This is a genomic window from Streptomyces lydicus, assembly GCF_004125265.1.
In the GTDB taxonomy this organism is placed as follows: domain Bacteria; phylum Actinomycetota; class Actinomycetes; order Streptomycetales; family Streptomycetaceae; genus Streptomyces; species Streptomyces lydicus_C.
The window spans coordinates 1,335,477-1,359,952 of sequence record NZ_RDTE01000003.1; the positions used below are offsets into that span (position 1 = coordinate 1,335,477).

Below are 24,476 nucleotides of genomic sequence, written 5' to 3' on the forward strand. Positions count from 1 at the left end.
GGCCGGCTCGGCTCTCCATACAGACACCACCGGGAACGCTGCGGCCCGGTGAGGACGGGACTGATCAGACATGGGACGGGTCACCGAGCGACGCCGCGTCATCCGCATCCGCGACGGTGCCGTGAGCACCCGCCCGGACACCCTCGTCGCCGAGGAACCGCTGGAGATACGGCTCGGTGGCAAACCCCTGGCGATCACGATGCGCACACCGGGCGACGACTTCGCGCTCGCCGCCGGCTTCCTGGTCAGCGAGGGCGTGCTGGCGAGCGCCGACGAGCTGGCGAACATCGTCTACTGCGCGGGGGCGACGGCGGAGGGAGAGAACACCTACAACGTCGTGGACGTCCGGCTCGCGGACGGGGTCCCGGTCCCGGAGATCACCCTGGAGCGCAATGTCTATACGACGTCGTCGTGCGGGCTGTGCGGCAAGGCCAGCCTGGACGCGGTGCGCACCACCACCCGCTGGCCCCTGGACGCCTCCCCCGCCGCCCCGGACGGCATCGACCCGGTCCGTAACGATCCGGTCCGTAGCGATCCGAACCGTCACGATCAGGTCCGGATCGATCCGATCCGTATCGATCCGGCGACCCTCGCCGCCCTTCCCGACCGGCTGCGGGCCGCTCAGCGGGTGTTCGAGCGGACCGGGGGCCTGCACGCCGCGGCGCTGTTCACGACGGACGGTGAGCTGCTCGACATCCGGGAGGACGTGGGGCGGCACAACGCCGTCGACAAGATCGTGGGTCGGGCGCTGCAGCAGGGACAGCTGCCGCTGTCGTCGTGTGTGCTGATGGTCTCCGGCCGGGCGTCGTTCGAGCTGGCGCAGAAGGCCGTGATGGCGGGCATTCCGGTGCTGGCCGCGGTCTCGGCGCCCTCCTCGCTCGCCGTCGATCTGGCCGCCGAGACCGGGCTGACCCTGGTCGGGTTTCTGCGCGGCTCCTCCATGAACGTCTACGCGGGTGAGCACCGCATCGCCCTGCCCGCGGGGGCCGCAACGCCTACGGACTGAGTGCGCGGGCCCGTCCGCCCGGCCGGGCCCGCGAACCGATCGGCGGGGCGCCCCGCCTACCCGGCCTCGCGGCTCAGGCCCCCGGCCTCGTGACTCACTCCCCCGGCAGCGCGATCCGGGTCAGCAGGGCGACCAACTGCTCGCGTTCGGCCGGGGTCAGATCTCCGGTCAGCTCCGCGTTGGCCTCGTCACCGAGCTGCCGGGTGCGCCGCAGCCGCCGCCGGCCGTCGGCGGAGATCTCGATGGCGTTCTTGCGCCGGTCCCGGGGATCGGGGCTGCGGGTCACCAGCTTGTCCCCCTGCAGCTCGTTGACGATCGCGACCATGTCCTTGGGGTCGATATGCAGCGTCCGGCCGAGCTCCGCCTGCGAGACCGGGCCGAGTTCCTCGACCGCCGACAGGACGGCGTGGTGCATCATCCGCATGCCTTCGCCGGCCAGGGCTTCGGCGACGAGGCGGTGGCCGCGGGCGGCCGCGCGGCCCAGCAGCCAGCTGGGGAGCGCGCGGATGTGGCGGGGGGCGTAGGGGGTGTCGGCCATGGGGTCACCGTACCGAGCGTTCCCTTGGCAGACCCAACGAAAAACCATTGGTGGGTCCAATGATTGCGCGCTATCGTTGGGGATCCCAATGAAACCGTCCGGTGTGCGCCGTCCGGCGACCCGGCAGCTGTCCGGCTGCCCGTCTGCTCGTCCGCCCGTCTGCCGCCGCGCCGAGCGACGACCCCGGAGGTGTCTGCCCATGCGCCGTGTCCGATTCCATACCTACGGCGGCCCCGGGGTCCTGCGGGTCGAGGAGGCCGAGGCGCCGGTGCCCGGCCCCGGTGAACTGCTGGTGCGCACGGAGGCGATCGGGGTGACGCTGCCGTGCGTACGACGGGTGCGCGGGGACGGCAAGGGCGGTGGCGATCCGCTGCCCGCCATGCCCGGCGGCGAGGTCGCCGGCCCGGTCGTGGCCGTGGGCCCGGACGTCACCGGATTCGCCCCCGGCGACCGTGTCACCTCACTCACCCTCACCGGCTCGTACACCGAACTCGCCCTCGCGCCCGCCTTCCTGGCGAGCCGGATACCGGACGGCGCCGACGCCGTGCAGGCGGTGGCGCTGGTGCGCAGCGGCCAGGTCGCGCTGGCCGCGCTCAGCACCGCGGCACCGCAGGGCACCGAGTCCGTACTGATCACCGGCGCGGCGAGCGGCACCGGGCACCTCGCCGTCCAACTGGCCAAACTCCAGGGGGTGCCACGGGTGGTGGCCGCGGTCGGCTCGCCCGCCAAGGCGGAGTTCCTGAACGGGCTGGGGGCCGACGAGGTGGTGGTCTACGACCAGGAGTCCTGGGGCGAGCCGGTCGATATCGTCCTGGACGGCGTCGGCGGCGAGCTGCTGCCGCGCGCACTGGCCGCGCTGGCTCCCGGCGGCCGGCTGATCTTCTTCAACTCCGGCGGCGGGACGGTCCCGGCGCACGAGCTGTTGGCGGGCGCCAAGACCATCACGGGACTGACGATGCGCCGCTTCTCCACCGTCCACCGGGCGCTGTACGAGCAGCACCGGGCGCGGCTGTGGGAGCTTGCCGGGTCCGGCCGGCTACGGGCCGCGGTCCATGCCGAACTGCCCCTGGACGACGCCGCGAAGGCACACGAGATCATCGAGGCCAGGGCCAACCTCGGGAAGGTGGTACTGCGCCCATGAGGCGGGGGCGGGACCGGCGCGGCGAGCGCGGCGAGCACAGCCGGCTCGGCAAGCACAGCCGGCGCGGCGCGGCACCTGCGGAACACCGGGCAGGCACACGCGGCGCTCTCAGCCCTCGCCCCGCGCCCGGCCCTCGTCTCACGCCCGCCCCTCGGACCGCTCCCGTCCGCCGCACCGCCCCCAGCCCTCGTCCCGCACCAGGCGCACCAAGCGCACCCGGCACAGCACCTGCGAGCCGGGAGGGTGAATCAGGAGAGTGAATTACGGCCGCGGCGCGGAGAACCCGCGCACGCTCCTTGTCGCGGTCCGCACGCGGCAGTAGCTTCCGTCGCGATGCACATAGGACGTGGGATGTCCTGATGACCCGACGCCGATGCCTCGAAGGGCAGGCCGGACCATGACGTCAGTTCTCCGCGCACACCACAGCCCCCGCTGCAGACCCCGGCACCGCCGCGCCGTGGCCCTGCTCACCGCGCTGACCGCCACCGCCCTCGCCCTTCTGCCGACCGCCCCCGCACACGCACACTCCGCGCCTGACAGGGCATCGGACAGTGCCGGTGCCGCCGCCGCGGCGCCCTCCCCCGCCGGCGGCTTCGAGCAGCAGATCCTCTTCAAGTCGTCCCGGGAGCAGGGCTACTTCTGCTTCCGTATACCGGCCGTCGTGAAGTCCGTGCACGGCACCCTCCTCGCGTTCGCCGAGGGCCGGCGGCACGACTGCGGTGACGCGGGCGATATCGACCTCGTCCTCAAGCGTTCCGCCGACGGCGGCCGGACCTGGGGCCCGCTCCAGGTCGTCAACCACGGCAACGGCGACACCCACGGCAATCCGGCGCCCCTCGTGGACCACCGCACCGGCCGGATCGTGCTCGCCGAGACCTACAACAAGGGCCGCGCCGACGGCCTCAGCTGCGAGGTCCCCTGCGACCGCACCCCGCACCTCCAGTACAGCGACGACGACGGCGCCACCTGGTCCGCGCCCCGGGACCTGACCGCCGCCGTCCGTCCCCCGCAGTGGAATTCCTGGTACGCCACCGGGCCCCTGCACGGCATCCAGCTCACCCGCGGACGGCACGCGGGCCGGCTGGTGTTCGGCATCAACTCCGAGAGCTACGCGGACCACCGGGTCACCGCCAACCACGCCGCGCTGGTCCACAGCGACGACGGCGGCGCCACCTGGAAGGTCGGCGCGCTGGACACCTGGCCCGTCGCCGCGGACGGCACCTTCCGTCAAAAACCCTCGGAGATGGCGCTCCTGGAACGCTCCGACGGCTCGGTCTACGTCAACGGGCGGGAACAGGACGGCACCGATCTGGGACACCGCACCGCGGCGGTCAGCCGTGACGGCGGCAACTCCTTCGCCGCCCCGTTCCGCGCCCTCCCCGACCTCTACACCCCGATGGTGCAGGGCTCGGCGCTCCGGCTGCCGCACCCGCACGCCGGCCGCAGCCGCACCCTGTTCGCGGCGCCCGCCGATCCCGACCGGCGCCGGACCATGACCATCCGCTCCTCCTGGGACGAGGGCCGCACCTGGGAGAGCGTCGACCGGGGTGCCCGGGTGACCACCGACTGGTCCGGCTACTCGGACCTGGTCGCCGTCTCCGACGACGTCACGGGCCTGATGTACGAGGGCGGCGCGGTCGACGCCCGCGACGAGATCCGCTTCGCCCGCTTCACCGAGGACTGGCTCGGTCCGCGCCGCGGCCCGGACCCCGCGACGGGCGACGCCGCCCCGGGCGCCCGGCCAGCCGTCGTCCTGGGCGGCGCCCGGACCACCGGCGGCCGCTTCGGTCAGGCGCTGTCCTTCGACGGCTCCGACGATGCGGTACGTCTCCCCTACCGCGGCTCCCTCCCGCTCGGCACCCGTGACTTCACCTGCAGCCTGTGGCTCCGTTACGACGCCACCACCGGCGAACAGCCGCTGTTGTGGATGGGCGGGGTGGGCAGCAAGTCGCCGCAGGTCGCGGTGGAGGGCGACCCCGGCCACCACCGGATCGTCGCCCGGGTAACCGCCGTCGACGGCCCCGCCCCGGCCGCCACCGCCCAGGCCGTGACCCACGACGCGTACAACGACGGGAACTGGCACCAACTGGCGCTGCGCCGCACGGGTGGCCGACTGCTGCTCACCGTGGACGGCGGGGAGACCACCGTCGTCCCCGATGTGCCGGGGTCGGTCAGCCGTGGCTCGGTCTTCGGTGTGCATCTGGGCCAGCGGCCCGACGGCCGCGCCCAGTTCACCGGCGCGCTGGACGAAGTGCGTGTCTACCGGCGGGCCCTGACCGACGCCGAACTGTCTCGCGTACGCGGCGCCAACGCCCCGGTGGGCGGTCCGCTCGTCCTGGGGCTGTCGCTGGACCGGGTGCGCGGGACCGCGAGGAGCTGAACCGGCGCGCCGCCCCGGTCTGCCCGGACGCCGTCGCGTCGGGCGGGCCTCAGCCCTGCGTGCCGCCCACCGCGGCTCCGGCCGCGAGCCCCGGACCGGCCGCGGTCGCTGCCGGTCCGGCCACCAGGTGGGCGGTGGCGGCGTAGCGCTTCGCCAGGACCGCACACACCATCAGCTGCACCTGATGGAAGAGCATCAGCGGCAGCACCGCGAGTCCGGCCTGCGCACCGAAGAGCACGCCGGCCATCGGCAGACCGGCCGCCAGGCTCTTCTTGGATCCGGCAAAGGTGATCGCGATCCGGTCCGCACGGGGGAAGCCGAGCCACTTGGCACCGTACGAGGTGGCGGTCAGCATCACCACGAGCAGCACCGCCTCCACGCCCAGCAGACAGAGCAGCCGCGGGCCGGAGACCTGGTGCCAGATGCCCTCGACCATGCCGGCGCTGAAGGCGGTGTAGACGACGAGCAGGATCGAGCCGCGGTCCACCAGGCCGAGGAGCTTCCTGTGGCGCGTGAGAAACCCGCCGGTCCGCCGCCGCAGCAGCTGCCCGGCGACGAACGGCAGCAGCAGCTGACAGACGATCGACAGCAGCGCATCGGCCGAGAAGCCACCGCCGTTCCCGTGCAGGACAAGGCCCGCCAGCAGCGGTGTGACGACGATGCCGACGAGGCTGGAGAACGACCCCGCGCAGATCGCCGCCGCGACATTGCCCCGGGCCAGGGCACTGGAGGGACTGGAGCACGCGGGCCGGGAGCGGCGGATCGCCTGCACCAGCGGAAGCCTCAACGGACCGATCGCCGCAACCCGGGCAGGCCTGGGCGTTATGGCACATATGAGGGGCATGATCCCGCCAGGCGTGGTACAGATTCAGCCACGTGCCGGGCTGCCGGAACTCGGCAGAGCGGAGTTCGTTCTGCTCCATGGGCAGCGCAACCGCGCGACACGTGGCCCGGCAGAGGCACTTGCCGGCGCGATCCTGGCGGGCGGCGACCGGCTGCAGCTCCCCTGGAAGCTCCTCCGCCTACGGGACAAGCCCTGGCCAGGGGCTCGCACCGGGCAGGCGTCCGATCCGGTGCCGGGTGCAGAGATTTGGTGCAGATATGGTCCCGGCGTCGTGATCGTCCGGCGTTGAACCGGTTGGCTCATGTCCAGGCTTCTCCGAAGTGACCCGATTTCGACGGTTGGCCAGATCCCGTGCTGCCGGATTCACTACGTGGTACGGCTCTGCCGGATGTCGTCACGTTGGGGTACGGTCGCGGCCTTGTGAGCAACACCACGAGGAGCTGGGTCATTGCGCGAGTTCACCGTCCCGCCTCTGGCGACCGCGCCCCGGGTCGGCGGGCTGGCGGACGCCGTCTACGAGTACGCCGAAGCCGACCCCGAGCGCGTCGCCTTCGCCCGTAAGGACGATGCGGGCAACTGGCAGAACGTCACCGCCGGAACATTCCGGGACGAGGTCATCGCACTGGCCAAGGGTCTGCTGGCGCAGGGCGTCCGGTTCGGCGACCGCGTCGGCATCATGTCGCGTACGCGCTATGAGTGGACCCTGTTCGACTTCGCACTGTGGTCGATCGGCGTCCAGTCCGTACCGCTGTATCCGACGTCGTCGGCGGAGCAGGTCTTCTGGATGCTGCACAACGCGGGCGTCTCGGCCTGCCTGGTCGAGCACGAGGACCATGCGATGACCATCGGCTCGGTCATCGACCGGCTTCCCCAGCTGCGCAAGCTGTGGCAGCTGGACGCCGACCCGGTGGCCGAACTGACCGCGGCAGGTGCGCATATCGACGACGATGTCGTGCACCGCCACCGGATGGCCGTCACCCCGGACGCCACCGCGACGATCATCTACACCTCCGGCACCACCGGCCGCCCCAAGGGCTGCGTGATCACCCACGCCAACTTCATGGCCGAGGCCGACAACATCGTGCTGCGCCACGAGACGGTCTTCACCTCCAAGGGCGACGAGGAAGCCGCCACCCTGCTGTTCCTGCCGCTGGCGCATGTCTTCGGGCGGATGGTCCAGGTCGCCGCGGTGCGCGGCCGGGTCAAGCTGGGCCACCAGCCCGAGCTGGCGGCCCGTGCGCTCCTGCCTGACCTGCAGACGTTCCGGCCGACTTTCATCCTGGCGGTGCCGTACATCTTCGAGAAGGTCTTCGCCGCGGCCCGGCGCAAGGCCGAGGCGGACGGCAAGGCCGGACCGTTCGACAAGGCCGTCGAGATCGCGGTCCGCTACGCCGAGGCACAGGAGCACAAGGCCTTCGGCACCGGGTCCGGTCCGAGCGCCGCGCTGCGGATGCAGCATCAGTTCTTCGACAAGGTGGTCTACAGCAAGGTCCGGGCGGCGATGGGCGGCCGGGTGCGGCACGCGATGTCGGGCGGCTCCGCGATGGAGCGCCGGCTCGGGCTGTTCTTCGACGGCGCCGGCGTCCGGATCTTCGAGGGCTACGGCCTGACGGAGAGCACCGCTGCCGCCACCGCCAACCCGCCCGAGCGGACCCGCTTCGGCACCGTCGGCACCCCCGTCCCCGGCACCACCGTGCACATCGCGGAGGACGGCGAGATCTGGCTGTACGGCGGGCAGATCTTCCACGGCTACCACAACGACCCCAAGGCGACCGATGCCGTGCTGCACGACGGCTGGTTCTCCACGGGCGACCTGGGCGCACTGGACGAGGACGGCTATCTGACGATCACCGGCCGCAAGAAGGAGATCCTGGTCACCTCCGGCGGCAAGACGGTCTCGCCGGTGGGCCTGGAGGAGCGGGTGCGGGCGCATCCGCTGGTCGCCCAGTGCATCGTCGTGGGCAACGACCGGCCGTTCATCGCGGCGCTGGTGACCCTGGACCCGGAGGCGGTCGCGCACTGGCTGGCCATGCGGGAGAAGCCGGAGATGCGGCCGACCGACCTGGTGCGCGACCCGGACCTGGAGACCGAGATCCGGCGCGCCGTGGTCGCCGCCAACACGCTGGTCTCGCAGGCCGAGTCGATCCGTACGTTCCGGATACTGGCCAACCAGTTCAGCGAGGAGCACGGGCTGCTGACCCCGTCGCTGAAGCTCAAGCGCAAGGCGATCGAGACGACCTACCAGGTCGAGGTGGACGCGCTGTACCAGTCGTGACGGGCGGGGCGCCGCCCCCTGGGGGCTTCCCGGGGGCGGCGCCCCGGCCGGTGAGGTGCACCGCACCGGCGCGTTCACTCTCCGCGAACCCGCTGCCGCGACCACCGCGGCATACCCCCGTACCACCGGCCACGACCGGCGTCGGGGCGCCGCCGACCGGTCCCGCTCACCGCGCCTTCGCAGGATTACTCCGCCCCCGCCCGCATCCCGTCGGCTCGCACGGGAATGCGCCACTCCGGATGGTCGTTGACATCCGTGAACGAGAAAGACGACGTAAGGATCGATTCCCCCGTGAGCAAGGTTCCCTCCATCACGCTCAACAACGGCGTAGCGATGCCGCAGCTCGGCTTGGGCGTCTGGCAGGTCGAGGACGACCAGGCGTTCACCGCCGTCGGCCAGGCCCTGGAAGCCGGATACCGCAGCATCGACACCGCGGCGATCTACGGCAACGAAGAGGGCACGGGCAAGGCACTCGCCGCTTCCGGAATCGCCCGTGACGAACTGTTCGTCACGACCAAGCTCTGGAACGCCGACCAGGGCCACGACTCCACGCTGCGCGCCTTCGACGCCTCCCTCACCAAGCTCGGTCTCGATTATGTGGATCTCTACCTGATCCACTGGCCGCTCCCGTCGAAGGACCGCTACGTCGAGACGTACCGCGCCCTGGAGAAGATTCAGGCGGAGGGCCGCGCCAAGGCCATCGGCGTCTCGAACTTCCTGCCCGCACACCTGGAGCGACTGCTGGGCGAGACCTCCGTGGTCCCGGCCGTCAACCAGATCGAGCTGCACCCGCAGTTCCCGCAGGCCGAGTCCCGCGCCTTCCACGCCCGGCACAACATCGTGACCGAGGCCTGGTCGCCGCTCGGCCAGGGCAAGGGCCTCCTGGAGGACCCGGCGATCGCCACGCTCGCCGCCAAGCACGGCAAGACCCCCGCTCAGGTGGTCCTGCGCTGGCACCTCCAGCTCGGCAATGTCGTCATCCCGAAGTCCGTCACCCCTTCGCGCATCGCCGAGAACATCGACGTCTTCGACTTCGAGCTGGACGACGCGGACCTCGCCGCCCTCGCCGGCCTGGACACCGGCAAGCGGATCGGCCCGGACCCGGTCACCTTCGACGTGGCCTGACCGCCGCTCGGTAACGGCGCTCCACAGCGGCGCCGCCCGGCTCGTCCGGGCGGCGCCGTTGCCGTACCCGAGTGGCGGGCCCGGCGGACGGCAGGAAGTGTGGTGGGTGAGCGTGGGGCGGACCCGGCGCATGCCGACGGGACCGGTACCCCTCGCTTTGCCCTGCGCCTCCCCCGTGCCCTGGCAGGGGAGGCCCCAGCGAGGAGGCACGATGCCTGAAGTCACCTCTCCCTACCAGCCCGGGACGCCCTGCTGGATCGATCTCGCGGCCCCCGACCAGCAAGCCGCCATCGACTTCTACTCCGAGGTCTTCGGGTGGACCGGAGAGATCGGGCCCGCGGAGACCGGGGGTTATGCCGTCTGCACGCTGAACGGCAAGCCGGTGGCCGGAATCATGGCCGCCGTCCCGATGGGCGGTCAGCCCGCGCCGCCGACGGTGTGGACCACCTACCTGTCGGCCGCCGACGCGGACGCCGCCTCCGAAGCGGTGAACCAGGCCGGTGGCACGCTCCTGATGCCGGTCACGGACGTGATGACGCTCGGCCGGATGTGTATCGCGGCCGAGCCCACCGGAGCGGTGTTCGGTATCTGGCAGCCCAAGGACTTCCCCGGCGCCGGCGTCGTCAACGAACCGGGCGCACTGATCTGGAACGAGCTCAACACCACCGACCCGTCCGCCGCCGCCACGTTCCACAAGGCGGCCCTCGGTATCGACAGCGCCCCCATGGAGGGCGCCGAGAACTACTACGCCCTGACGGTGAACGACCGGCCGGTGGGCGGTATGCAGCCGATGTCCGAACAGATGCCGTCCGGCACTCCCTCGCACTGGCTGGTGTACTTCGCGGTGACGGACACCGACGGCACGGTCGACAAGATCACCGCGGCCGGCGGCGCGGCGCTGCAGCAGCCCTTCGACATGGTCGCCGGCCGGATGGCCGTGGTGGCCGATCCGCAGGGCGCGACCTTCGCCGTGATCAGCCCGAAGCCGATGCATCAGGGCTGAGGGGCCGTTGAGGCCGTTGACGGCTCACTGCTGCGCGCGGGCCGTGTGGACGGTCTGCGCGGACAGCAGGAAGGCATCGGGGCGGCGGGCGATACCGACGGCGTCATCGGGGTCGGCGAGACGGGCGAGGGTGGTGTGGTCGTCCTCGCCCAGGCGGTCGCCGTACAGGTCGAGCCCCTGGGACAGGTGGTCCTGGAGGTAGGCGCGCGCATCCCCGGTCAGCGGGGCCGGCAGGTCCAGCAGAAAACTGCGGGTGCGCGGGGTGCGCAGGCCGGCGTCGGCGAGGAAGGCGGGCCAGTCCTCGGTGTCGTCGACGGCGCCGGGCAGCGCCGCGCGCATCTCCACGAACCAGTCCTCGCAGGCCGCGTCGAGCCGGGACTGCAGTCCTGGGCGCCCGATGCCGATGTCGCGCGGCAGGAAGCGGGTGGTGAGGCCGCCCTCGGAGACGGCGAGCAGCCCGCCGGGCCGCAGATGAGCGCCGAGGGCGGCGACCGCGGCACGCTGGTCACCGACGTGGTGCAGGGTCCTGGCGGACCAGATGAGGTCGGCGCCGCCGAGGGCGTCGAGCCCGTCAGGGAGTTCGGCGAGATGGGTGCGGACCCGGTCGCCGAGACCGAGGCGCCCGGCCCGGGCGTGTGCCCGCTCCAGAAGTGCCGCGCTCGCGTCCACGGCGACCACCTCGGCGGCGGGGAAGGCCCGGGCCAGCAGACAGCTGACGACGCCCGGCCCGCTGCCGACGTCGAGCACCCGGTCCACGCCCTTGTGGCCCCCGGCCGCGGCCGCCTCGACGAGGAGCTGCCGCAGCCAGGCCGCGGCCTGCTCGTAGAGCGGCAGGTGCAGCTCGGCGCCCCGTTCGAGGAGCGGGCCGAACACCTCCCAGTCGATCTGCGCCGTGTCGTGGGCGCCGTGCCCGGGTGCGGGCCGTTCGTCGTTGCTCATGACATCGAGCCTCCGTTACCGGTGGTGGGCGTGCAATCCGCGTTGCCGCTCCGGCAACCCCGGATTCCGGCGGAGCGGGGCGCGACCATAGGGTCTGGCCCGTGGCTACTCCGGGATGGATACCGCCGACGGATACCGAGCGGCGGCTGTACGAAGCGACGGCGCGTGGGGACTGGGACGGTCAGATCGCGGCGATCGCCGGTGAGGACCTGTTTCTGGCGGCACCGCAGCAGGGCCAGGACCCGCTGCCCGTCTACGACGACCCGGCGGCGGGTGGTAAGTGCATTCCCGTCCTGACCCGCGGCATGCTGCCGCCGTGGCAGCCGCAGCAGTTCTTCGACCGGGTTTCGCTGGAGGAGCTGGCGCAGGACTGGCCGAACGACAAATGGCGGCTCGCGGTCAATCCCGGGACGCCGTGCGCCGTGTACCTGGCCGCCTCCCCGGCCCACCGCACCGGCTGGCTGCGCTGGCGCGCCCAGGTCGGGGCCCGACCCGGCGGCCTGCTCGTCACGCACTTCGGCGGTCCGCTGCACGGCCCGCTGGCACAGGGGCTGGCGTGCGGTGCGCCGCTCGCGGTGCACCACAGCGTGCCGTGGAACGAACTCGGTACGGCCTTCCTCGATCACGCCGCCGACGCACAGACACTGCACGATCAGTGGTCGGTGACCGACCCCGCCGGTTGGCAGCAGCGCCTGGACCAGTTGCTCGGCGGGCAGTTCGTACCGGCGGAGACGGAGACCGCGCTGCGGGCACGGGCGGGCGGGCGCGAGGCCGGGGCCGGGGCGGGGGCCGTTGGGGGTGCCGGGGACGCTGCGGACTCGGCGGACTCGGCGGACGAGACGGATGCGACGGATGCGACGGATGCGACGAGCGCGAGCCGGACCGATGAGGCCGGGGCCGGCTCCCCGGACGCCGCCGCCATGCCGGCCGTCCCCGAGCTCGTGACCAGGTACGAAGAGCGGTTCCGCGCCGACGGGCTGCTGCCGCCGGCGGACGGCCGGGTCGTGTCCCTCGTCGCGCTGGACCTCGCACATGCCGTCGCGCTCGTCCGCTGGGGCCTGGGCGCCCGGCTGTGCGCACCGCAGCAGGCCGAGCAGGCCGTGACGCGGGCCGGCGCGAAGGCCAGGGAGGTGTACGGCTCGTGGGAGGAGTTCGCTGCGGGCTACGCACTGGGCCGGATGCTGGCCTTCGACAACGGCTGGTTCGGGCCGGAGTACGCGCAGGCCGTGCACCTGCACCGGGTCCTCACCCAGGACCCGGCCTCGCCGTGGCGCGGTCTGCCGTTCGCTTGACGGGGCGTGTCGCTTGCGTCGCCTGACCGGGAGCGCGTCGCCGACGGGACCCGGCCGTTTGGCGGGCGCACCTCACCTGACCGGGAGTACGTCCCAGGTCGGGGGGCGCGCCCCGGCGGGCGATCGCACGGTGCGAGTTCGGTGTAGACGTAGGGCATGGACGTAGCCGTTTGCCTGTTCAGCTCCGACCTCCGGCTGCACGACCAGCCGGTGCTGCATGCCGCGCTGCGCTCCGCGGCGCGGGTGGTGCCGCTGTTCGTCGTCGACACGGGGGTCGCTGACGCGGGGTTCATGGTGCCCAACCGGGCGGCGTTCCTGGCCGGCGCGCTGGCCGATCTCGATGCCGGGCTGCGTGGTTGCGGCGGTCGGCTGGTCATCCGTACGGGGGATGTGGTGGCCGAAGCCTGCCGGGTGGCGGCGGAGACCGGAGCGGGCGAGGTGCATCTCGCGGCCGGGGTGAGCGGCTATGCGCTGCGCAGGGAGCGGCGGTTGGCCGACGGGCTGGCGGCGGCGGGGCGCGCGCTGGTGGTGCACGACGCGGTCATCACGGCGCTGCCGCCCGCCGCGGTGCTGCCCTCCGGCCCGGGCAAGGACCACTTCGCGGTCTTCACGCCGTACTTCCGGCGCTGGCAGGCCGCGGGGCTGCGGTCGGTGCTGCCCGCGCCGCGGTCCGTACACGTCCCGGACGGGGTGCGGACCGAGGACCTGCCGTCGGCAGGGGACCTGTGCCCGGGCGGGAAACCGTCGCCCGCGCTGCCGGAGGGCGGCGAACGGGCGGGGCGCCACCGGTTCGGGGCCTGGCAGCGCTCCGGCATGGCCGACTACCACGCCCGGCAGGACGACCTGCCGGGCGATGCCACATCACGGCTCTCGCCGTATCTGCACTTCGGCTGTCTCTCACCGGTGGAGCTGGTGCACAAGGCGTCGGCCCGCCCGGACGCCGGTGCCGAAGCGTTCGTGCGGCAGCTGGCCTGGCGGGACTTCCACCATCAGGTGCTGGCGGCCCGCCCCGGCGCGGCGAGCGCCGACTATCGCACCAGGGGCGACCGCTGGCGGTACGACGACGCCGAGGTGACGGCCTGGAAGGAGGGCCGCACCGGCTATCCGGTGGTCGATGCCGGGATGCGGCAGCTGCTGCACGAGGGGTGGCTGCACAACCGGGCCCGGATGCTGGTGGCGAGCTTTCTGACCAAGACGCTGTATGTGGACTGGCGGGTGGGCGCGCGGCACTTCCTGAACTGGCTGGTGGACGGCGATATGGCGAACAACCAGCTCAACTGGCAGTGGGTGGCCGGGACCGGCACCGACACCCGCCCCAACCGGGTGCTGAATCCGCTGGTCCAGGCCAGACGGTTCGACCCGCGGGGCGAGTACGTACGGCGCTGGGTGCCGGAGCTGGCCGGCCTCGCGGGCGCGACGGTGCACCAGCCGTGGAAGCTGACCGGGCCGGAGCGCGCGGCGTACGACTATCCGGATCCCGTGGTGGACCTGGCGGACGGGCTGATGCGGTTCAAGCGGGCACGCGGGCTGGAGTAGCCGGGGGCCGGGGCGGCGTGGCCGGGTGGCGTAGCCGGGCCGGAGCGGCCGGGGCCCGCGGGCGGTCGCCGTGTCGCGGGCGGTCGCCGTGCCGTGAGCGGCAGCGGTGTCGTGAGCGGCGTTCGTGTCGTGAGCGGCATCCGGGCCGGGAGATGATGCAGGACGGATACGACGGATGCGACGGAGAGGACGGATACGACATGGCCGGGAGCGGTATGCGCCGCGGGCTGGACCGGACGCAGCTGGACCGCGCACTCGGGGCGGCGGGGCCGAGGCGTCCGGCCGCGCTGCCGACGTGGGCCCAGTTCCGTACCGCTCTGCGCCGTACACCGATGTCGGTGTGGCACGACGATGTGACGGACTGGGCCGCGAGCCTGACCTACTACTCGGTGCTGGCGCTGCTGCCGACACTGATCGTCACGGTGTCGCTGATCGGTCTCGCCGATCCGGCGGCCACCGAGCAGCTCATCAACCAGATCACGTCGATCGCACCGGCCCAGTCGGGCCCGACCGTGCACCGTGCGCTGGTCGGCATGGCACATCAGCGCACCGCCGCCTGGGTGGTGCTGGGCGGCGCCCTGGTCAGCGCCCTGTGGTCGTCCTGCAGCTATCTCGCCGTCTTCCGCCGCGCGCTGCACGCCATGAACCGCACCAAGGACGACCGCCCGCCGTGGCGCAAGGCACCGCGGATTCTGATGACGGCGCTGCTGCTGATGGCCCTGCTGATCAGCAGCGCGGTGGCCCTGCTGGTGAGCGGGCCGATCGCGACCGCACTGGGCCGGGCCGTCGGGCTGGGCGAGGCGGGCGAGGCGACCTGGAACCTGCTGAAGTGGCCGCTGCTGCTGCTCCTGGCCACGGTGCTGGCGATGGTGCTGTTCCGTTCAGGCCCGCCCAGCTCCCGCGGCGTGCGCCGAGCGGCACCCGGCGGCGTCGTCGCGGTGCTCCTCTGGCTGGTCTCCTCCGCCGGCTTCGCGGCCTACACCTCGTACGTCGGCACCTTCAACCGGCTCTACGGTTCACTCGCGGGGCCGGTGGTGTTCCTGATCTGGCTGTGGTTCTCCCACCTGTCGCTGCTGTCCGGCGCCCAGTTCAATGTGGAACTGGCGCGCGCGGGGCGGGTGGTCCGGCCACGCTCGGGGAGCTGAGGGCGGGGCGGTGCCCGGTGGGGCGGGGCGGCCATGGGGGCTCGGCCCGACTACCGCGGTGCAGCCGCGCTCCGGGGACGGTGTCGTGCCCCGGAACGACGAACCGGATCAGCGAGCTCCGTGCCCCGGGGCGATCGCCTCGATCCGGTGGGCCAGGCCGAAGTCGAGATGGGTGATCCGTCCGCCGATGCTGTGGGTGTTCACCGAGACCGCGAGTCGGTTGTACCCCAGCGTCAGGTCGGCATGATGGCCCAACTCCTCCTGGATCTGCGCGATGTGGATGACCATGGCGGCAGCCGGGAAGTGCCCGTGGAAGGCGTAGCCACGGCGCAGCATCCCGCCCTCGACGGACCAGCCGGGCAGCTCCGCGAGACGGTCCTCGATCTCCTTGAAGCTGAGCGGTTCCAGCTGAGCGGTCATGGCGTTCGCCTCCCCGTGTGCCGGCCATCGACGAGCCGGCCCCCGATCTGCATGAATAGGCACGCATCTGGATAAGTACGCACGCACGAATACGCGCGACTACACATGGCTATGGTTACCCGAACCGCCGCCGCCCACTGCCGCGGCGACCGGAACCCTTCCAGCGTGGCACGCCGACGGCGCTTTCGCGCACCCACGGCGCGCGCCTCCCGTACCCCCACCGGCACCGGCCCTCGGCTACCGTCCCTCCCATGACAACTGCTGCGGCGTCCTCACCGGAGACGACCACAGGCGTGGGCTCCCTGCTGCGCGAATGGCGCGACCGGCGCCGGATCAGCCAACTGGAACTGGCCCTGCGCGCCGACTCCTCCGCCCGCCACATCAGCTTCATCGAGACCGGCCGCTCCCGCCCCAGCCAGGAGATGGTGCTCCGCCTCGCCGAACACCTCGACGTCCCCGTACGGGAGCGCAACGCCCTGCTGATCGCAGCGGGCTACGCCCCCACCTTCCCCGAGACACCGCTCGACGACCCGTCGATGGCCGCCCTGCGCTCCGGCATGGAACGCCTCCTGACCGGCTACGAGCCCTTCCCCGCCCTGGTGGTCGACGGGACCTACCACGTACAGGCGGCAAACCGCGGCGTCACCCTGCTGCTGGACGGCATCGCCCCCGACCTCCTCCAGCCCCCGCTGAACTCCATGCGCCTCACCATGCACCCCGACGGCCTGGCCCCCCGCATCCGCAACTACCGGGAATGGCGCAGCCACCTCCTCGCCCAGATGGAACGCCAGTTGGCCCTGCTGCGCTCAGCCCGCCTCCGCGCCCTCTACGACGAGGTGAGCGCCTACCCCCTGCCCCCGGGCGGCCACAAAACGGCAGCCTCCGGCGCGCACACCCCCTTCGCCCTCCCCATGATGCTCGAACACCACCACACCGTGCTCTCCTTCATCTCGACCATCGCCACCTTCAACACCCCGATGGACGTAACCGTCTCCGAGCTGGCGGTGGAGACCCTGCTGCCGGCTGACCCGGAGACGGCGGCGTATCTGCGGGAGGCGGGGCCGTAGCGGACGATGGCCGTACGGGACGGCTCCAGGCAGAAACGCTCAGTCAGCTTGCGGGTGCGAGTTGGGTTTGGTTGTGGAGGCCGTGCGCGTCGACGCCGGTGAAGAGGCTGAGGTGGCCGTCGTTCCAGCGGGCGAGGATGTCGTTGGCGCTGGTGTTGGTGGTGAAGGCGCCTGCGGTGATGACGGTGGCGTCCTTCCATTCGGACTTCGCGGGCCGGAGCTTGGTCTCGGCGGGCAGGCCCTTGGCGGTCAGACCGGGGTAGAGGGTGGTCTCGCCGTCGCTCCAGCGCACGATCACGTCGTCGGTGGACTTGCCGGTGAAGGAGCCGGTGGTCAGCTGCCCGGCGTAGGGCCAGGTGGTGTTCTTGGCGATGATCTGGGTCTGCTTCTTCAGTGCGTTGGCGGCCAGGTCGGTGAAGAGGGAGACATGGCCGTCTTTCCAGGTGACCAGGAGGTCGTCGCGGTTGCCGCCCGGGGTGAAGCGGCCGCCGGTCATCAGCTGGGCGCTGTCGCGCCACAGAGCGGTCTTGGCCGGGGCGAGCTGCTTCTCGCCGTGGAAGCCCTTGGCGTCGACGCTCGCGTAGAGGGTCATCTCGCCGTCGCTCCAGCGCACCGCCAGGCCGTCGGCGGCGCCGCCGGTGTTGACGGAGGTGATCGAGAGGGCGTTGGTCCAGATGCTCTTGCGTGGGGCCAGCTGGAATTCCGTGGCGAAGGGGTGGGCGGGGTCGTTGGTGTCGCCGCCCTGGTAGAGGGTGACCCTGCCGTCGTCCCAGCGCACGATCAGGTCCATATGGCGCTTGCCGCGCGCGGAACCACCGGTGTAGTAACCCGCCGTCATCTGCACGGCATGCTTCCACGACGCACGGACGAAGGCAGGGGGGTAGGGCGGCCTCGGGCTTACTGTGCGGTGGGCGGCGGCGGCGGTGAACAGATCCTGGGCGTCCTTGCCGTAGAGCGGTGCGTAGGTCACCCAGTCGTCATTGGTGACGTTGCCGCCGCCGTTGTATCCGCCTGTGTTGCCTATGACCTTGCCGGTGCCGTTGGCGGGGTCGTAGTCCTCGATCCAGGGGCCGCCGGAGACGCCGCCGTAGAAGCCGGTGCAGACCATGCTCATCTGCCGGAAACCTGGCAGCTGAGTGGTGGTGACGGGGCAACGGATCAGACGGTGCTGGGGGTTGAGGCCCTCGGAGCTGGGGTAGCCGAGGACGGTGACGTGGTGGGTGTAGCCGGTGGCAGGGGTGAACGTCAGGGCTCCCGTGACGTCCTCCACCTGCCTGGCGTGGCTGTCGGGGCCGGTCTGTGTGAAGGCCAGGTCTAGGTCGGAGACGGGCTTCTTGGTGTTCGCCTCGTAGCGGGGGTCGATGTACACGCGGGTGACCGGGAAGATGCCGTAAGGCTGGTCGGCGGCGGGCTTGCCGCTCACGTACTGCGGCACGAAGATGCGGTGGGTGGCCTTCTCGAGGCCCAGACCGCAGTGTCCGGCGGTCAGGACGATGTCCTTGGCGGCCGTGTGGACGACGCTGCCCGTGCAGAACGTGCTCTTGCCGCCCAGCGGCGTGCGGTCGAAGAAGAACGTGCCCACCGTCGGGTGGCCCGCGAAGTGCTCGGGGCCGGGCGTGCCGGACGGCGGCGGCCGGCGCGCGGCGGCCACACCGGCGTGGACTGCGAGGGGCGCGGCGCCGGCCGGGACGGCGTCGCTCATGCGGTCCGCCGTCCAGTACCGCTCCTCTTCACGCAGACTCGGTCCGGCCGGCCGGTCCGGCGACGTAACTGGCTGTGCGGGCCGCGGTCCCGCGTGCGTGGACGGCGCCGAAGGGGTGGGGGACGCCTGCACGGCGGGCGCTGAAGGCCGTGCGGCGCCGGGGTCGGCGACTGCCGGGCCGGTGCCGAGCGCGCCCGCGCTCAGGCTGAGTACGAGAACGGGGAGACATCTGTATCTGGAACGCAATGGGGACGGTCTTTCCGTGTTGGAGAGAAGGCCGAACGGCGAGCGCAGCGCATCTCCGGCTCGCATGCCAGTTCGACGCGAAGGTGGACAGCATACGCACAGGGTGCATGTTCTGACATGTCCTCAAGTAGCCGAGGGCCCGGTCGTCGCCGCCACGCGGTGCCTGTCCGGGCCGGGCAGGGGGACGTGCGTGGCGGACGACGGCGGCACCCGCCCCGCCTCCGGTTCTCGTCGGTTTGCGTTGAGGCGTTAGTGAGCCGCCGCCGCTTCGGGTCCGTCCGGCCGTTTCGCCACTCGCGGCCGGTCCGCTCATGAACACCGACGCGACGGCTTGCCTCTCGGTTGGTCAGCCCCGTCTGCACGAGCCGGAAGCATTCCTCCTGCTCGACCCGGAGCTTCACAGGCCCCTGAGCCCTGCGAACCTTACGGATCTCGAAGTCCATCGCACCCCTTGAGCTGTGGTGTTGCGATGACCACTAGAACCAACGGCATCCAGGCGGGGCTTCTCGACTACCCTCTCAGGATCAACACGGAATCCCGATGCGGGACTTCCGCCCCTTCTTCAACGGTTTCCCTGGGATGCGACCAGATGCTGTAGCTGAGACACGCCACGAGACCGTCACCGCTGTCCGACTTCAGTGCCAGACAGTGAACCCGCGAGGTCTGGGACTCCCGCACTTCGGAGAATTTCAGCATCTCCTCGGTATCCGCCGGTCCAGCGAGGGCGATGCTGAGCGGCCTGTATACGGTTTTGAGCCTCATTCCCACCACTCCATAGAAGGTCACTTCGATGAAGTCACGCTCTGCTTCGGAGCCGACACTTCGAAGCTTCAGCTCCGAATGCCCGATGCTGTATCGCCACGGCCGGAACTTACGGTCGAACGAGATGGGCAGAGTCGCAGTGGGCTGCTGCCCTCCCTCAGTGGGCGAAGGGGTTGGCATCGGGAACTCCGTTTCTATAGAACGTCACGCGAGGCCAGATGCTCGGGTTGTCCTGGATCAAGCTTAGCTCCCAAGCGGTCGCGTGCCCATCGAAGACCGGATCCATACCCTTTCCCTTGCGAGCGAGTGCCACGGGGTCGTCGATTCCGTCCAAGTTGAAGTGGATCGGCGTCTTTCCATCATTGATGTAGCTCTTGAGTTCGGAGACCCAGTTGTCGCCGGCCGACGGCCAATCGTGATACGACTTCGCGTCAATGGAGTCCGCGAATTCATGGAGAGCCATTGGGTCTGCATCAACTTCACTGAGACCGAGCGCAATTCCTCCGCAACGGTTGGAATTATGGACCAATACCGAGGTCTGGCCGGCCATCACGTAGTACGTGTGGAGGTCTTCGACGGTGAGGTTGTAGGTGCGTGCGTGTTTGTCGAATGGGCGGTTGGCCTGGACGCGGACGGTGCTTCCGTCGTTGCTCAGGAGGGTGGTGCCCGGGGTGAGTTCGTTTGCCGGGAGCCAGCGGTGTTGTGACGGGCTCCAGAAGGGGTGTTCGTAGGTGGCGGTGAGTTTCCGGGGGCCGTTGGGGGTGGTGAGCGTCAGTTCGTTGAAGAGTTTGTCGTCTTCGGTGACGATGAGGCGCGTGACCTTGCGGGGCGCGGTTTTGCCCGTCTCAGGGTCGGTCGCAAGGACCTTGTCGCCCGGCCTGACATTCTCGATGGTGCGTGTGGAGGCGTCGCCCATCAGCACTCTGGTGCCGGCCAGGAAGCACTGGGTGCACCCCCTCTGGAGGAACCGCAACGCCTGGTATGACCGTGAGAGGAGTTTGAGTTTGGAGCCGAAGGCGGCGTCCTGCATGAGTTGCGTGCAAGATTCGAGGTCGCCTGTTTGCAGGCATTCCTGGAGCATGCCGATGCCGAGGAGGTCTTTCTCGAACCGCCATATTTTTTCGAGGCCGGGTTCGAGCTTGTACCCGGCGGAGAGGATGGTGCAGTAGCCCCAGTTGCGTACACACCAACTGGGGAAGTTGTGAGCGGCATCGCAGCCCATGACGCCGCACATGTACTGGTCCCGGGCGATCTTTCCGGGGTCCGTGGCGGCCTTTTTCTTTGCTTCGGCTGCGGCCTTGCGCTGGGCTTCCGCTTCGGCCTTGGCCTTGTCGACGGCGATGCTGAAGGCCTCGTAGGCCGCCTTGTTGGCGGCGGTGGCGTCCTTGCCCGCCGCGGTGGCGGAGATGCGGGCGCGGCGCGCCTCGGCCCATGCGGTGTTGGCGGAGACGTGCGCCAGCTGTGCCGAGACCGAGGCGTCGGCAGCCGAGGTGGCTGCGCTGGATGCGGCGTGGTTGGCCTCGGCCTCGGCCTTGCGGGCGGTTTTGGCGGACTCGGCGGCACGCGCCGCGGACGCTTCGGCCTCCTTGGCGGACTTCGCCGCGTCCGCGGCGGAATTCTTTGCCGAAGCGGCCGAATCCTGGGCCTGCTTGGCGTACTTCTTCGCCTCTTCGTCCTTCCTCGCCGCCAGAGCGGCGACTCTGCGGGCCTCGGCGGCGCTCTGCTGGGCGGTGGCCGCAGTGCGGGCGGCTTCGGCGATCAGCTGCTGGACGCGCGCCTTGTGGGTGGCGGCCAGCAGGTCTTTGCGCTGGGCGGTGTACTGCCCGGTTTCGATGAAGGAGTGCAGCAGCTGCGGCGGGCTCTCCAGGGCGATGCGGCCCGCGGACTTCAACTCCGCCCCGCCGCTGTTGATCAGCTGGCCGGCCCGGACCCGCTCGTCCTGCGTGCGGGCGGTGTACTGCCCGGTGGCCAGGAACTCTCAGTACTTCTCGGTGGACCCGGAGTTCAGCGCGGCCCTGCCCGCCTCCTGCACCCCGGGGCCGCCACGATTGATGACCTGCGCGATCTCGACACGGAAGTCCGCCGCACCGGCCTGGAACTGACCGTCCGACAAAAACGCACTGACCTGCGCTGCGTCCCCCTTGAGGGCCTGCTCGGCGGCGTCCCGCACCGGCTCCAGAGGACTCTCCCCGGCCAGCCGCCCGACATCGACCCGGTCGTCCTGCTGGAGCGCTTCCTTCCACCGGGTTCGTACATATTCGGCGACTTCGGCATCCGAACCGCCCAGAGCCGCCTCGGCGGCCGCCCGGCTCCACGGACCGCCGGACTTCATCGCCAGCAGCGCGACCTTCCGGCCCTTGACCACGACGTCCTTGACGTCGGCACCGTCCTGGCCGGCTTCGGCGGCCAGGCGCTGCGCATCGGCCTGGAATTTCTTGAGCTCCCCGGCCGCCGCACTGCGGTCCGCCTGCAACTCGTCGTCGTCCGCCGTGAGGTCCTTGGCCCGCTCGATCCCCTCGTTGGTCCGGGTCAGGATCTCCGCGGTCTCGAACTCCCGCGCCAGGCTGTAGATGTCCTTCGCCTTGTCGACCGCCGCACTCGCGGCGTCGGCCTCCTGCTGAGCGGCCTTGGCGTGAGCATCGGACTTCGTCGCCGCACTCGCGGCCTCACCGGCCTGATCGGCAGCCTCCTCTGCGGCCTTGGCCGCCGCATTGGCGTGCTGGGCGGCCGACCGGGCGGCATCACGCGCCTGGCCCGCGGCGGTTGCAGCCTTGCGTGCCAGAAACGTCGCAACGTTCGCGGCACGGGTGGCCTCATCCGCATGACGGCGCGCCTGGGCCGCCGCACGCCGTGCCTCGGCGGCATGCGCATCCGACTGACCGGCGTAATTCCCTGCCTCCTCCGCGGCGTTGGCCGCGGACTGGGCATTGGCCCCGGCCGCGACGGCATCCTGCGCCGCATTCCCGGCCTCCGTCGCGGCCTTGTGCGCCTCATCGGCGGCATCAGCCGCAAGGTCAGCCCCCTTGGCAGCCGACCGCGCCACCTCGGCCGCCTTACGTGCAGCAGAAGCGTTCGCAGCATTGGTGGCGGCAGCAGCCGCCGCACCCCGCGCACGGGAAGCGGCCTGCGACGCACCCGCCGCAGCGGACGCCGCCTGCGCCGCAGCATGCGCCGCCACACGGGCCGAATGCGTGGCTGCACGAGCCGCCCCGATCGCCTCCTGCGCGGCAGACGCGGCCTGCGAAGCCGCCGAAGCCGCCCGCTGCGCCGCGCCGGCCGCCTTCTGGGAGTCGTCCTTGGCCGCCGCAGCCTCGGTGGCTGCCGTCTTCGCAGCCTTCTTCGCCAGCTCCGAAGCCGTCACGGCGTGCGCGGACGCCTTCTTGGCCGCCTCCGTCTCCGACTTCGCCCGCCGGCCCGCCTCCCGAGCCTGATCCGCCAGCTCCGCAACCGAGGTCTGCTCCTCGTCACGGGCACGAGCCACGAACTGGCCGACCTCGCCCGCCACCCTCCACCCTGCCGTCATCGCCCACGCCGACCTTGGTTGCGCGCTGCTCCCCGGAACCGCCGGTCAGACGCGCCGCGCGGTGGCGGCCGCCCTTGCTGAGACATGGCTACTCGCCGGACGTATCGAGTTCTTCGACCTTCGAGAGCCTGATGACGCCGGCACCACCCTGCTCCGCGCCCTGCAGGCCGCAAGTGAGGCGGACGATTCCTTGATCGGATCCGCGATCCTTGCGCACACAGCCTTCATCCCAGGGTGGGCAGGAGAGCATGAAAACGCTGCGGAGCACCTGGTCGCTGCCCGCGCATACGCCCGTCGCGGTCCTGCCTCAGCAGAATTCTGGGCGTGGCTCGACGCCGTCGAAGCCGAGTGCGAAACGCGGTGCGGGAACACACGTACCGCACTGAACTTGATCAGGCACGCTGAAGACACCCTCGCGGCAGGGTCCGAGCACATGACGCCAGTTTGGATGGACTGGTTCAGCGCTGTCCGTCTGGCCGCGTTCAAGGGCCACACTCAATTCAAGGCTGGCCACCTGCCGCAGGCCCGCGCAACGCTGCTCGGCGTCCTGGACCAGATGCCGGCCACCGAGGGCAAGCAGCGCACCGTCATCTTTGGCGATCTGGCTGCGGTCGCGGCTGCAGCCGGTCAGCCAGAGGAAGCGTGCCGATACGCCTGCCTTGCCCTCGACCAGTTGGAGGCCACCTGGTACGCCACGGGCATGGACCGGGTCAGGGAAGTACGGCGAGCGCTCACCCCGCACCAACATGCCCAGTGTGTGCGAGACCTTGACGACCGGCTATACGGCTGGACGACGACGGTCAGCGCTCTCGCTCGTTGAACTTCGCGATGGCTTCCGGCAGTTCCATCAGCGACTCGATACGGAACGTAGGCAGCTCGCGCGCCTCCACGGTGTTCCACTGGATTGTCGCCCACGGGCCTCGGTGAACGAGTGCAGTGTGCATACCAGCGGCCACGGCGGGGCGGAGATCGTTGTCCACGCGGTCCCCGACATACAGAATCTGATCGTTCGCGAAGGGGACAACGTCGGCCACGCGCTCGAAGAAGAGCCGATCGGGCTTGCTGGCTCCCCAGTCGTCCGACGTGCCGATCAGGTCGACATCGTTGGTGAACAGACTGCGGAGAATCCCGCCCGCCCGCACGGTTTGGTTCCCCGCGATGCCGAGCCACAAGCCGTCGCCGCGCAAGCGCGCCAGGGCGGGCCGGACATCGGCGTACAGATCTGACTCGTCAAAGTGCTCCGGCCGGCCCGCAGCGGCACGCGCCTCCCGCTGCTCGTACAGGTCAAATCCGGGCCGGAACTCCTGGAACACCTCGCGGTAGTCCCGGCCCTGTGCGATGACCGCACCGAACATCGCCGCGAACGTATGTCGCGGCACGCCGAGCCAGTCAGCCCACGTTCCGTACTCCCGTGTCTCGTCGACCAGGCACTCACCGACGTCAAAGACCACCGCGCGAATCATGCCGACACCCTACTGAGCGGCTGGAGGGGCGGTACTGCTGCGTTGCAGGTTGCATGCATCTTTGCCAGA

16 protein-coding genes and 4 pseudogenes are annotated in these 24,476 nt (G+C 70.9%); 11 read left to right on the forward strand and 9 right to left on the reverse strand.

The window, feature by feature from the left end:
• Nucleotides 1-70: 70 nt before the first annotated feature.
• Nucleotides 71-1,006 (forward strand): formate dehydrogenase accessory sulfurtransferase FdhD, encoded by a 936-nt coding sequence (locus D9V36_RS08320; protein WP_129293184.1) that lies wholly within the window; start codon nucleotides 71-73, stop codon nucleotides 1,004-1,006.
• Between the two features lie 94 nt (nucleotides 1,007-1,100).
• On the opposite strand, the gene D9V36_RS08325 is transcribed toward D9V36_RS08320, so the two are convergent.
• Entirely contained in the window at nucleotides 1,101-1,544 is a 444-nt protein-coding gene (locus D9V36_RS08325) for a MarR family winged helix-turn-helix transcriptional regulator (RefSeq protein ID WP_129293185.1), read from the reverse strand.
• A 199-nt stretch (nucleotides 1,545-1,743) separates the two neighbouring features.
• Here D9V36_RS08325 and D9V36_RS08330 point away from each other — a divergent pair, with 199 nt between their 5' ends.
• Nucleotides 1,744-2,685, forward strand: coding sequence for a quinone oxidoreductase family protein (locus D9V36_RS08330; protein WP_129293186.1), 942 nt, complete (start codon nucleotides 1,744-1,746; stop codon nucleotides 2,683-2,685).
• Between the two features lie 397 nt (nucleotides 2,686-3,082).
• Nucleotides 3,083-5,065 (forward strand): exo-alpha-sialidase, encoded by a 1,983-nt coding sequence (locus D9V36_RS08335; protein WP_129293187.1) that lies wholly within the window; start codon nucleotides 3,083-3,085, stop codon nucleotides 5,063-5,065.
• A gap of 49 nt (nucleotides 5,066-5,114) precedes the next feature.
• On the opposite strand, the pseudogene D9V36_RS08340 reads toward D9V36_RS08335, so the two are convergent.
• A pseudogene (locus tag D9V36_RS08340) lies at nucleotides 5,115-5,918 on the reverse strand (bile acid:sodium symporter family protein); the annotation flags it as partial.
• Between the two features lie 439 nt (nucleotides 5,919-6,357).
• Here D9V36_RS08340 and D9V36_RS08350 point away from each other — a divergent pair.
• From D9V36_RS08350 to D9V36_RS08360, 3 genes are all read left to right on the forward strand, one after another.
• Complete coding sequence (locus D9V36_RS08350) at nucleotides 6,358-8,184, forward strand: AMP-dependent synthetase/ligase (protein WP_129293188.1); 1,827 nt, start codon at nucleotides 6,358-6,360, stop codon at nucleotides 8,182-8,184.
• Nucleotides 8,185-8,475: 291 nt separating this feature from the next.
• On the forward strand, nucleotides 8,476-9,309 hold the full coding sequence (locus tag D9V36_RS08355; RefSeq protein WP_129293189.1) for an aldo/keto reductase: 834 nt from the start codon (nucleotides 8,476-8,478) through the stop codon (nucleotides 9,307-9,309).
• 211 nt (nucleotides 9,310-9,520) lie between these two features.
• The gene (locus tag D9V36_RS08360; protein ID WP_129293190.1) at nucleotides 9,521-10,312 is read left to right on the forward strand and encodes a VOC family protein; all 792 of its coding nucleotides are present in this window, start codon (nucleotides 9,521-9,523) and stop codon (nucleotides 10,310-10,312) included.
• Between the two features lie 24 nt (nucleotides 10,313-10,336).
• Here the strand turns inward: D9V36_RS08360 and D9V36_RS08365 are convergent, their stop codons facing one another.
• Nucleotides 10,337-11,251, reverse strand: a complete 915-nt coding sequence (locus D9V36_RS08365) for a class I SAM-dependent methyltransferase (RefSeq protein ID WP_129293191.1) — start codon at nucleotides 11,249-11,251, stop codon at nucleotides 10,337-10,339.
• Between the two features lie 119 nt (nucleotides 11,252-11,370).
• Between D9V36_RS08365 and D9V36_RS08370 the strand changes: the two genes are divergently transcribed.
• The 3 genes from D9V36_RS08370 (at nucleotide 11,371) to D9V36_RS08380 (ending at nucleotide 15,224) form a co-directional block, all read left to right on the forward strand.
• Nucleotides 11,371-12,543, forward strand: coding sequence for a DUF1266 domain-containing protein (locus tag D9V36_RS08370; protein WP_129298269.1), 1,173 nt, complete (start codon nucleotides 11,371-11,373; stop codon nucleotides 12,541-12,543).
• Between the two features lie 156 nt (nucleotides 12,544-12,699).
• Complete coding sequence (locus D9V36_RS08375; RefSeq protein WP_129293192.1) at nucleotides 12,700-14,079, forward strand: cryptochrome/photolyase family protein; 1,380 nt, start codon at nucleotides 12,700-12,702, stop codon at nucleotides 14,077-14,079.
• A 200-nt stretch (nucleotides 14,080-14,279) separates the two neighbouring features.
• Nucleotides 14,280-15,224: a YihY/virulence factor BrkB family protein gene (locus tag D9V36_RS08380; RefSeq protein WP_129298270.1), complete on the forward strand. Its 945-nt coding sequence runs from the start codon at nucleotides 14,280-14,282 to the stop codon at nucleotides 15,222-15,224.
• Between the two features lie 108 nt (nucleotides 15,225-15,332).
• Here D9V36_RS08380 and D9V36_RS08385 read toward each other — a convergent pair whose 3' ends face one another.
• Nucleotides 15,333-15,644 (reverse strand): 4a-hydroxytetrahydrobiopterin dehydratase, encoded by a 312-nt coding sequence (locus tag D9V36_RS08385; protein WP_129293193.1) that lies wholly within the window; start codon nucleotides 15,642-15,644, stop codon nucleotides 15,333-15,335.
• Nucleotides 15,645-15,895: 251 nt separating this feature from the next.
• Here D9V36_RS08385 and D9V36_RS08390 point away from each other — a divergent pair, with 251 nt between their 5' ends.
• A complete protein-coding gene (locus D9V36_RS08390) occupies nucleotides 15,896-16,711 on the forward strand; it encodes a helix-turn-helix domain-containing protein (protein ID WP_129293194.1) in 816 nt (271 codons plus the stop codon).
• 43 nt (nucleotides 16,712-16,754) lie between these two features.
• Here the strand turns inward: D9V36_RS08390 and D9V36_RS08395 are convergent, their stop codons facing one another.
• The 4 genes and pseudogenes from D9V36_RS08395 to D9V36_RS42575 all read right to left on the reverse strand — a co-directional run.
• Complete coding sequence (locus tag D9V36_RS08395) at nucleotides 16,755-18,413, reverse strand: trypsin-like serine peptidase (protein WP_164992910.1); 1,659 nt, start codon at nucleotides 18,411-18,413, stop codon at nucleotides 16,755-16,757.
• A gap of 503 nt (nucleotides 18,414-18,916) precedes the next feature.
• Nucleotides 18,917-19,102 (reverse strand): annotated as a pseudogene (locus tag D9V36_RS43015) (IS30 family transposase); the annotation flags it as partial.
• 476 nt (nucleotides 19,103-19,578) lie between these two features.
• Complete coding sequence (locus D9V36_RS43020) at nucleotides 19,579-20,655, reverse strand: polymorphic toxin-type HINT domain-containing protein (protein ID WP_164993150.1); 1,077 nt, start codon at nucleotides 20,653-20,655, stop codon at nucleotides 19,579-19,581.
• A 588-nt stretch (nucleotides 20,656-21,243) separates the two neighbouring features.
• Nucleotides 21,244-22,944, reverse strand: a pseudogene (locus D9V36_RS42575) (ALF repeat-containing protein); the annotation flags it as partial.
• Between D9V36_RS42575 and D9V36_RS08415 the strand changes: the two are divergent.
• Nucleotides 22,913-23,764, forward strand: a pseudogene (locus tag D9V36_RS08415) (transcriptional regulator); the annotation flags it as partial. The pseudogenes D9V36_RS42575 and D9V36_RS08415 sit on opposite strands and share 32 nt — an antisense overlap.
• Here the strand turns inward: D9V36_RS08415 and D9V36_RS08420 are convergent.
• Nucleotides 23,745-24,407, reverse strand: coding sequence for an HAD family hydrolase (locus D9V36_RS08420; RefSeq protein WP_129293198.1), 663 nt, complete (start codon nucleotides 24,405-24,407; stop codon nucleotides 23,745-23,747). The pseudogene D9V36_RS08415 and the gene D9V36_RS08420 sit on opposite strands and share 20 nt — an antisense overlap.
• Nucleotides 24,408-24,476 lie beyond the last annotated feature (69 nt).

Bases quoted from the DNA above. Each gene is read 5' to 3' on its own strand.
- D9V36_RS08320 (WP_129293184.1), top strand. From the start codon at position 71: ATGGGACGGGTCACCGAGCGACGCCGCGTCATCCGCATCCGCGACGGT.
- D9V36_RS08325 (WP_129293185.1), bottom strand. From the start codon at position 1,544: ATGGCCGACACCCCCTACGCCCCCCGCCACATCCGCGCGCTCCCCAGC.
- D9V36_RS08330 (WP_129293186.1), top strand. From the start codon at position 1,744: ATGCGCCGTGTCCGATTCCATACCTACGGCGGCCCCGGGGTCCTGCGG.
- D9V36_RS08335 (WP_129293187.1), top strand. From the start codon at position 3,083: ATGACGTCAGTTCTCCGCGCACACCACAGCCCCCGCTGCAGACCCCGG.
- D9V36_RS08360 (WP_129293190.1), top strand. From the start codon at position 9,521: ATGCCTGAAGTCACCTCTCCCTACCAGCCCGGGACGCCCTGCTGGATC.
- D9V36_RS08365 (WP_129293191.1), bottom strand. From the start codon at position 11,251: ATGAGCAACGACGAACGGCCCGCACCCGGGCACGGCGCCCACGACACG.
- D9V36_RS08375 (WP_129293192.1), top strand. From the start codon at position 12,700: ATGGACGTAGCCGTTTGCCTGTTCAGCTCCGACCTCCGGCTGCACGAC.
- D9V36_RS08380 (WP_129298270.1), top strand. From the start codon at position 14,280: ATGGCCGGGAGCGGTATGCGCCGCGGGCTGGACCGGACGCAGCTGGAC.
- D9V36_RS08385 (WP_129293193.1), bottom strand. From the start codon at position 15,644: ATGACCGCTCAGCTGGAACCGCTCAGCTTCAAGGAGATCGAGGACCGT.
- D9V36_RS08390 (WP_129293194.1), top strand. From the start codon at position 15,896: ATGACAACTGCTGCGGCGTCCTCACCGGAGACGACCACAGGCGTGGGC.
- D9V36_RS08395 (WP_164992910.1), bottom strand. From the start codon at position 18,413: ATGAGCGACGCCGTCCCGGCCGGCGCCGCGCCCCTCGCAGTCCACGCC.
- D9V36_RS43020 (WP_164993150.1), bottom strand. From the start codon at position 20,655: ATGTGCGGCGTCATGGGCTGCGATGCCGCTCACAACTTCCCCAGTTGG.
- D9V36_RS08420 (WP_129293198.1), bottom strand. From the start codon at position 24,407: ATGATTCGCGCGGTGGTCTTTGACGTCGGTGAGTGCCTGGTCGACGAG.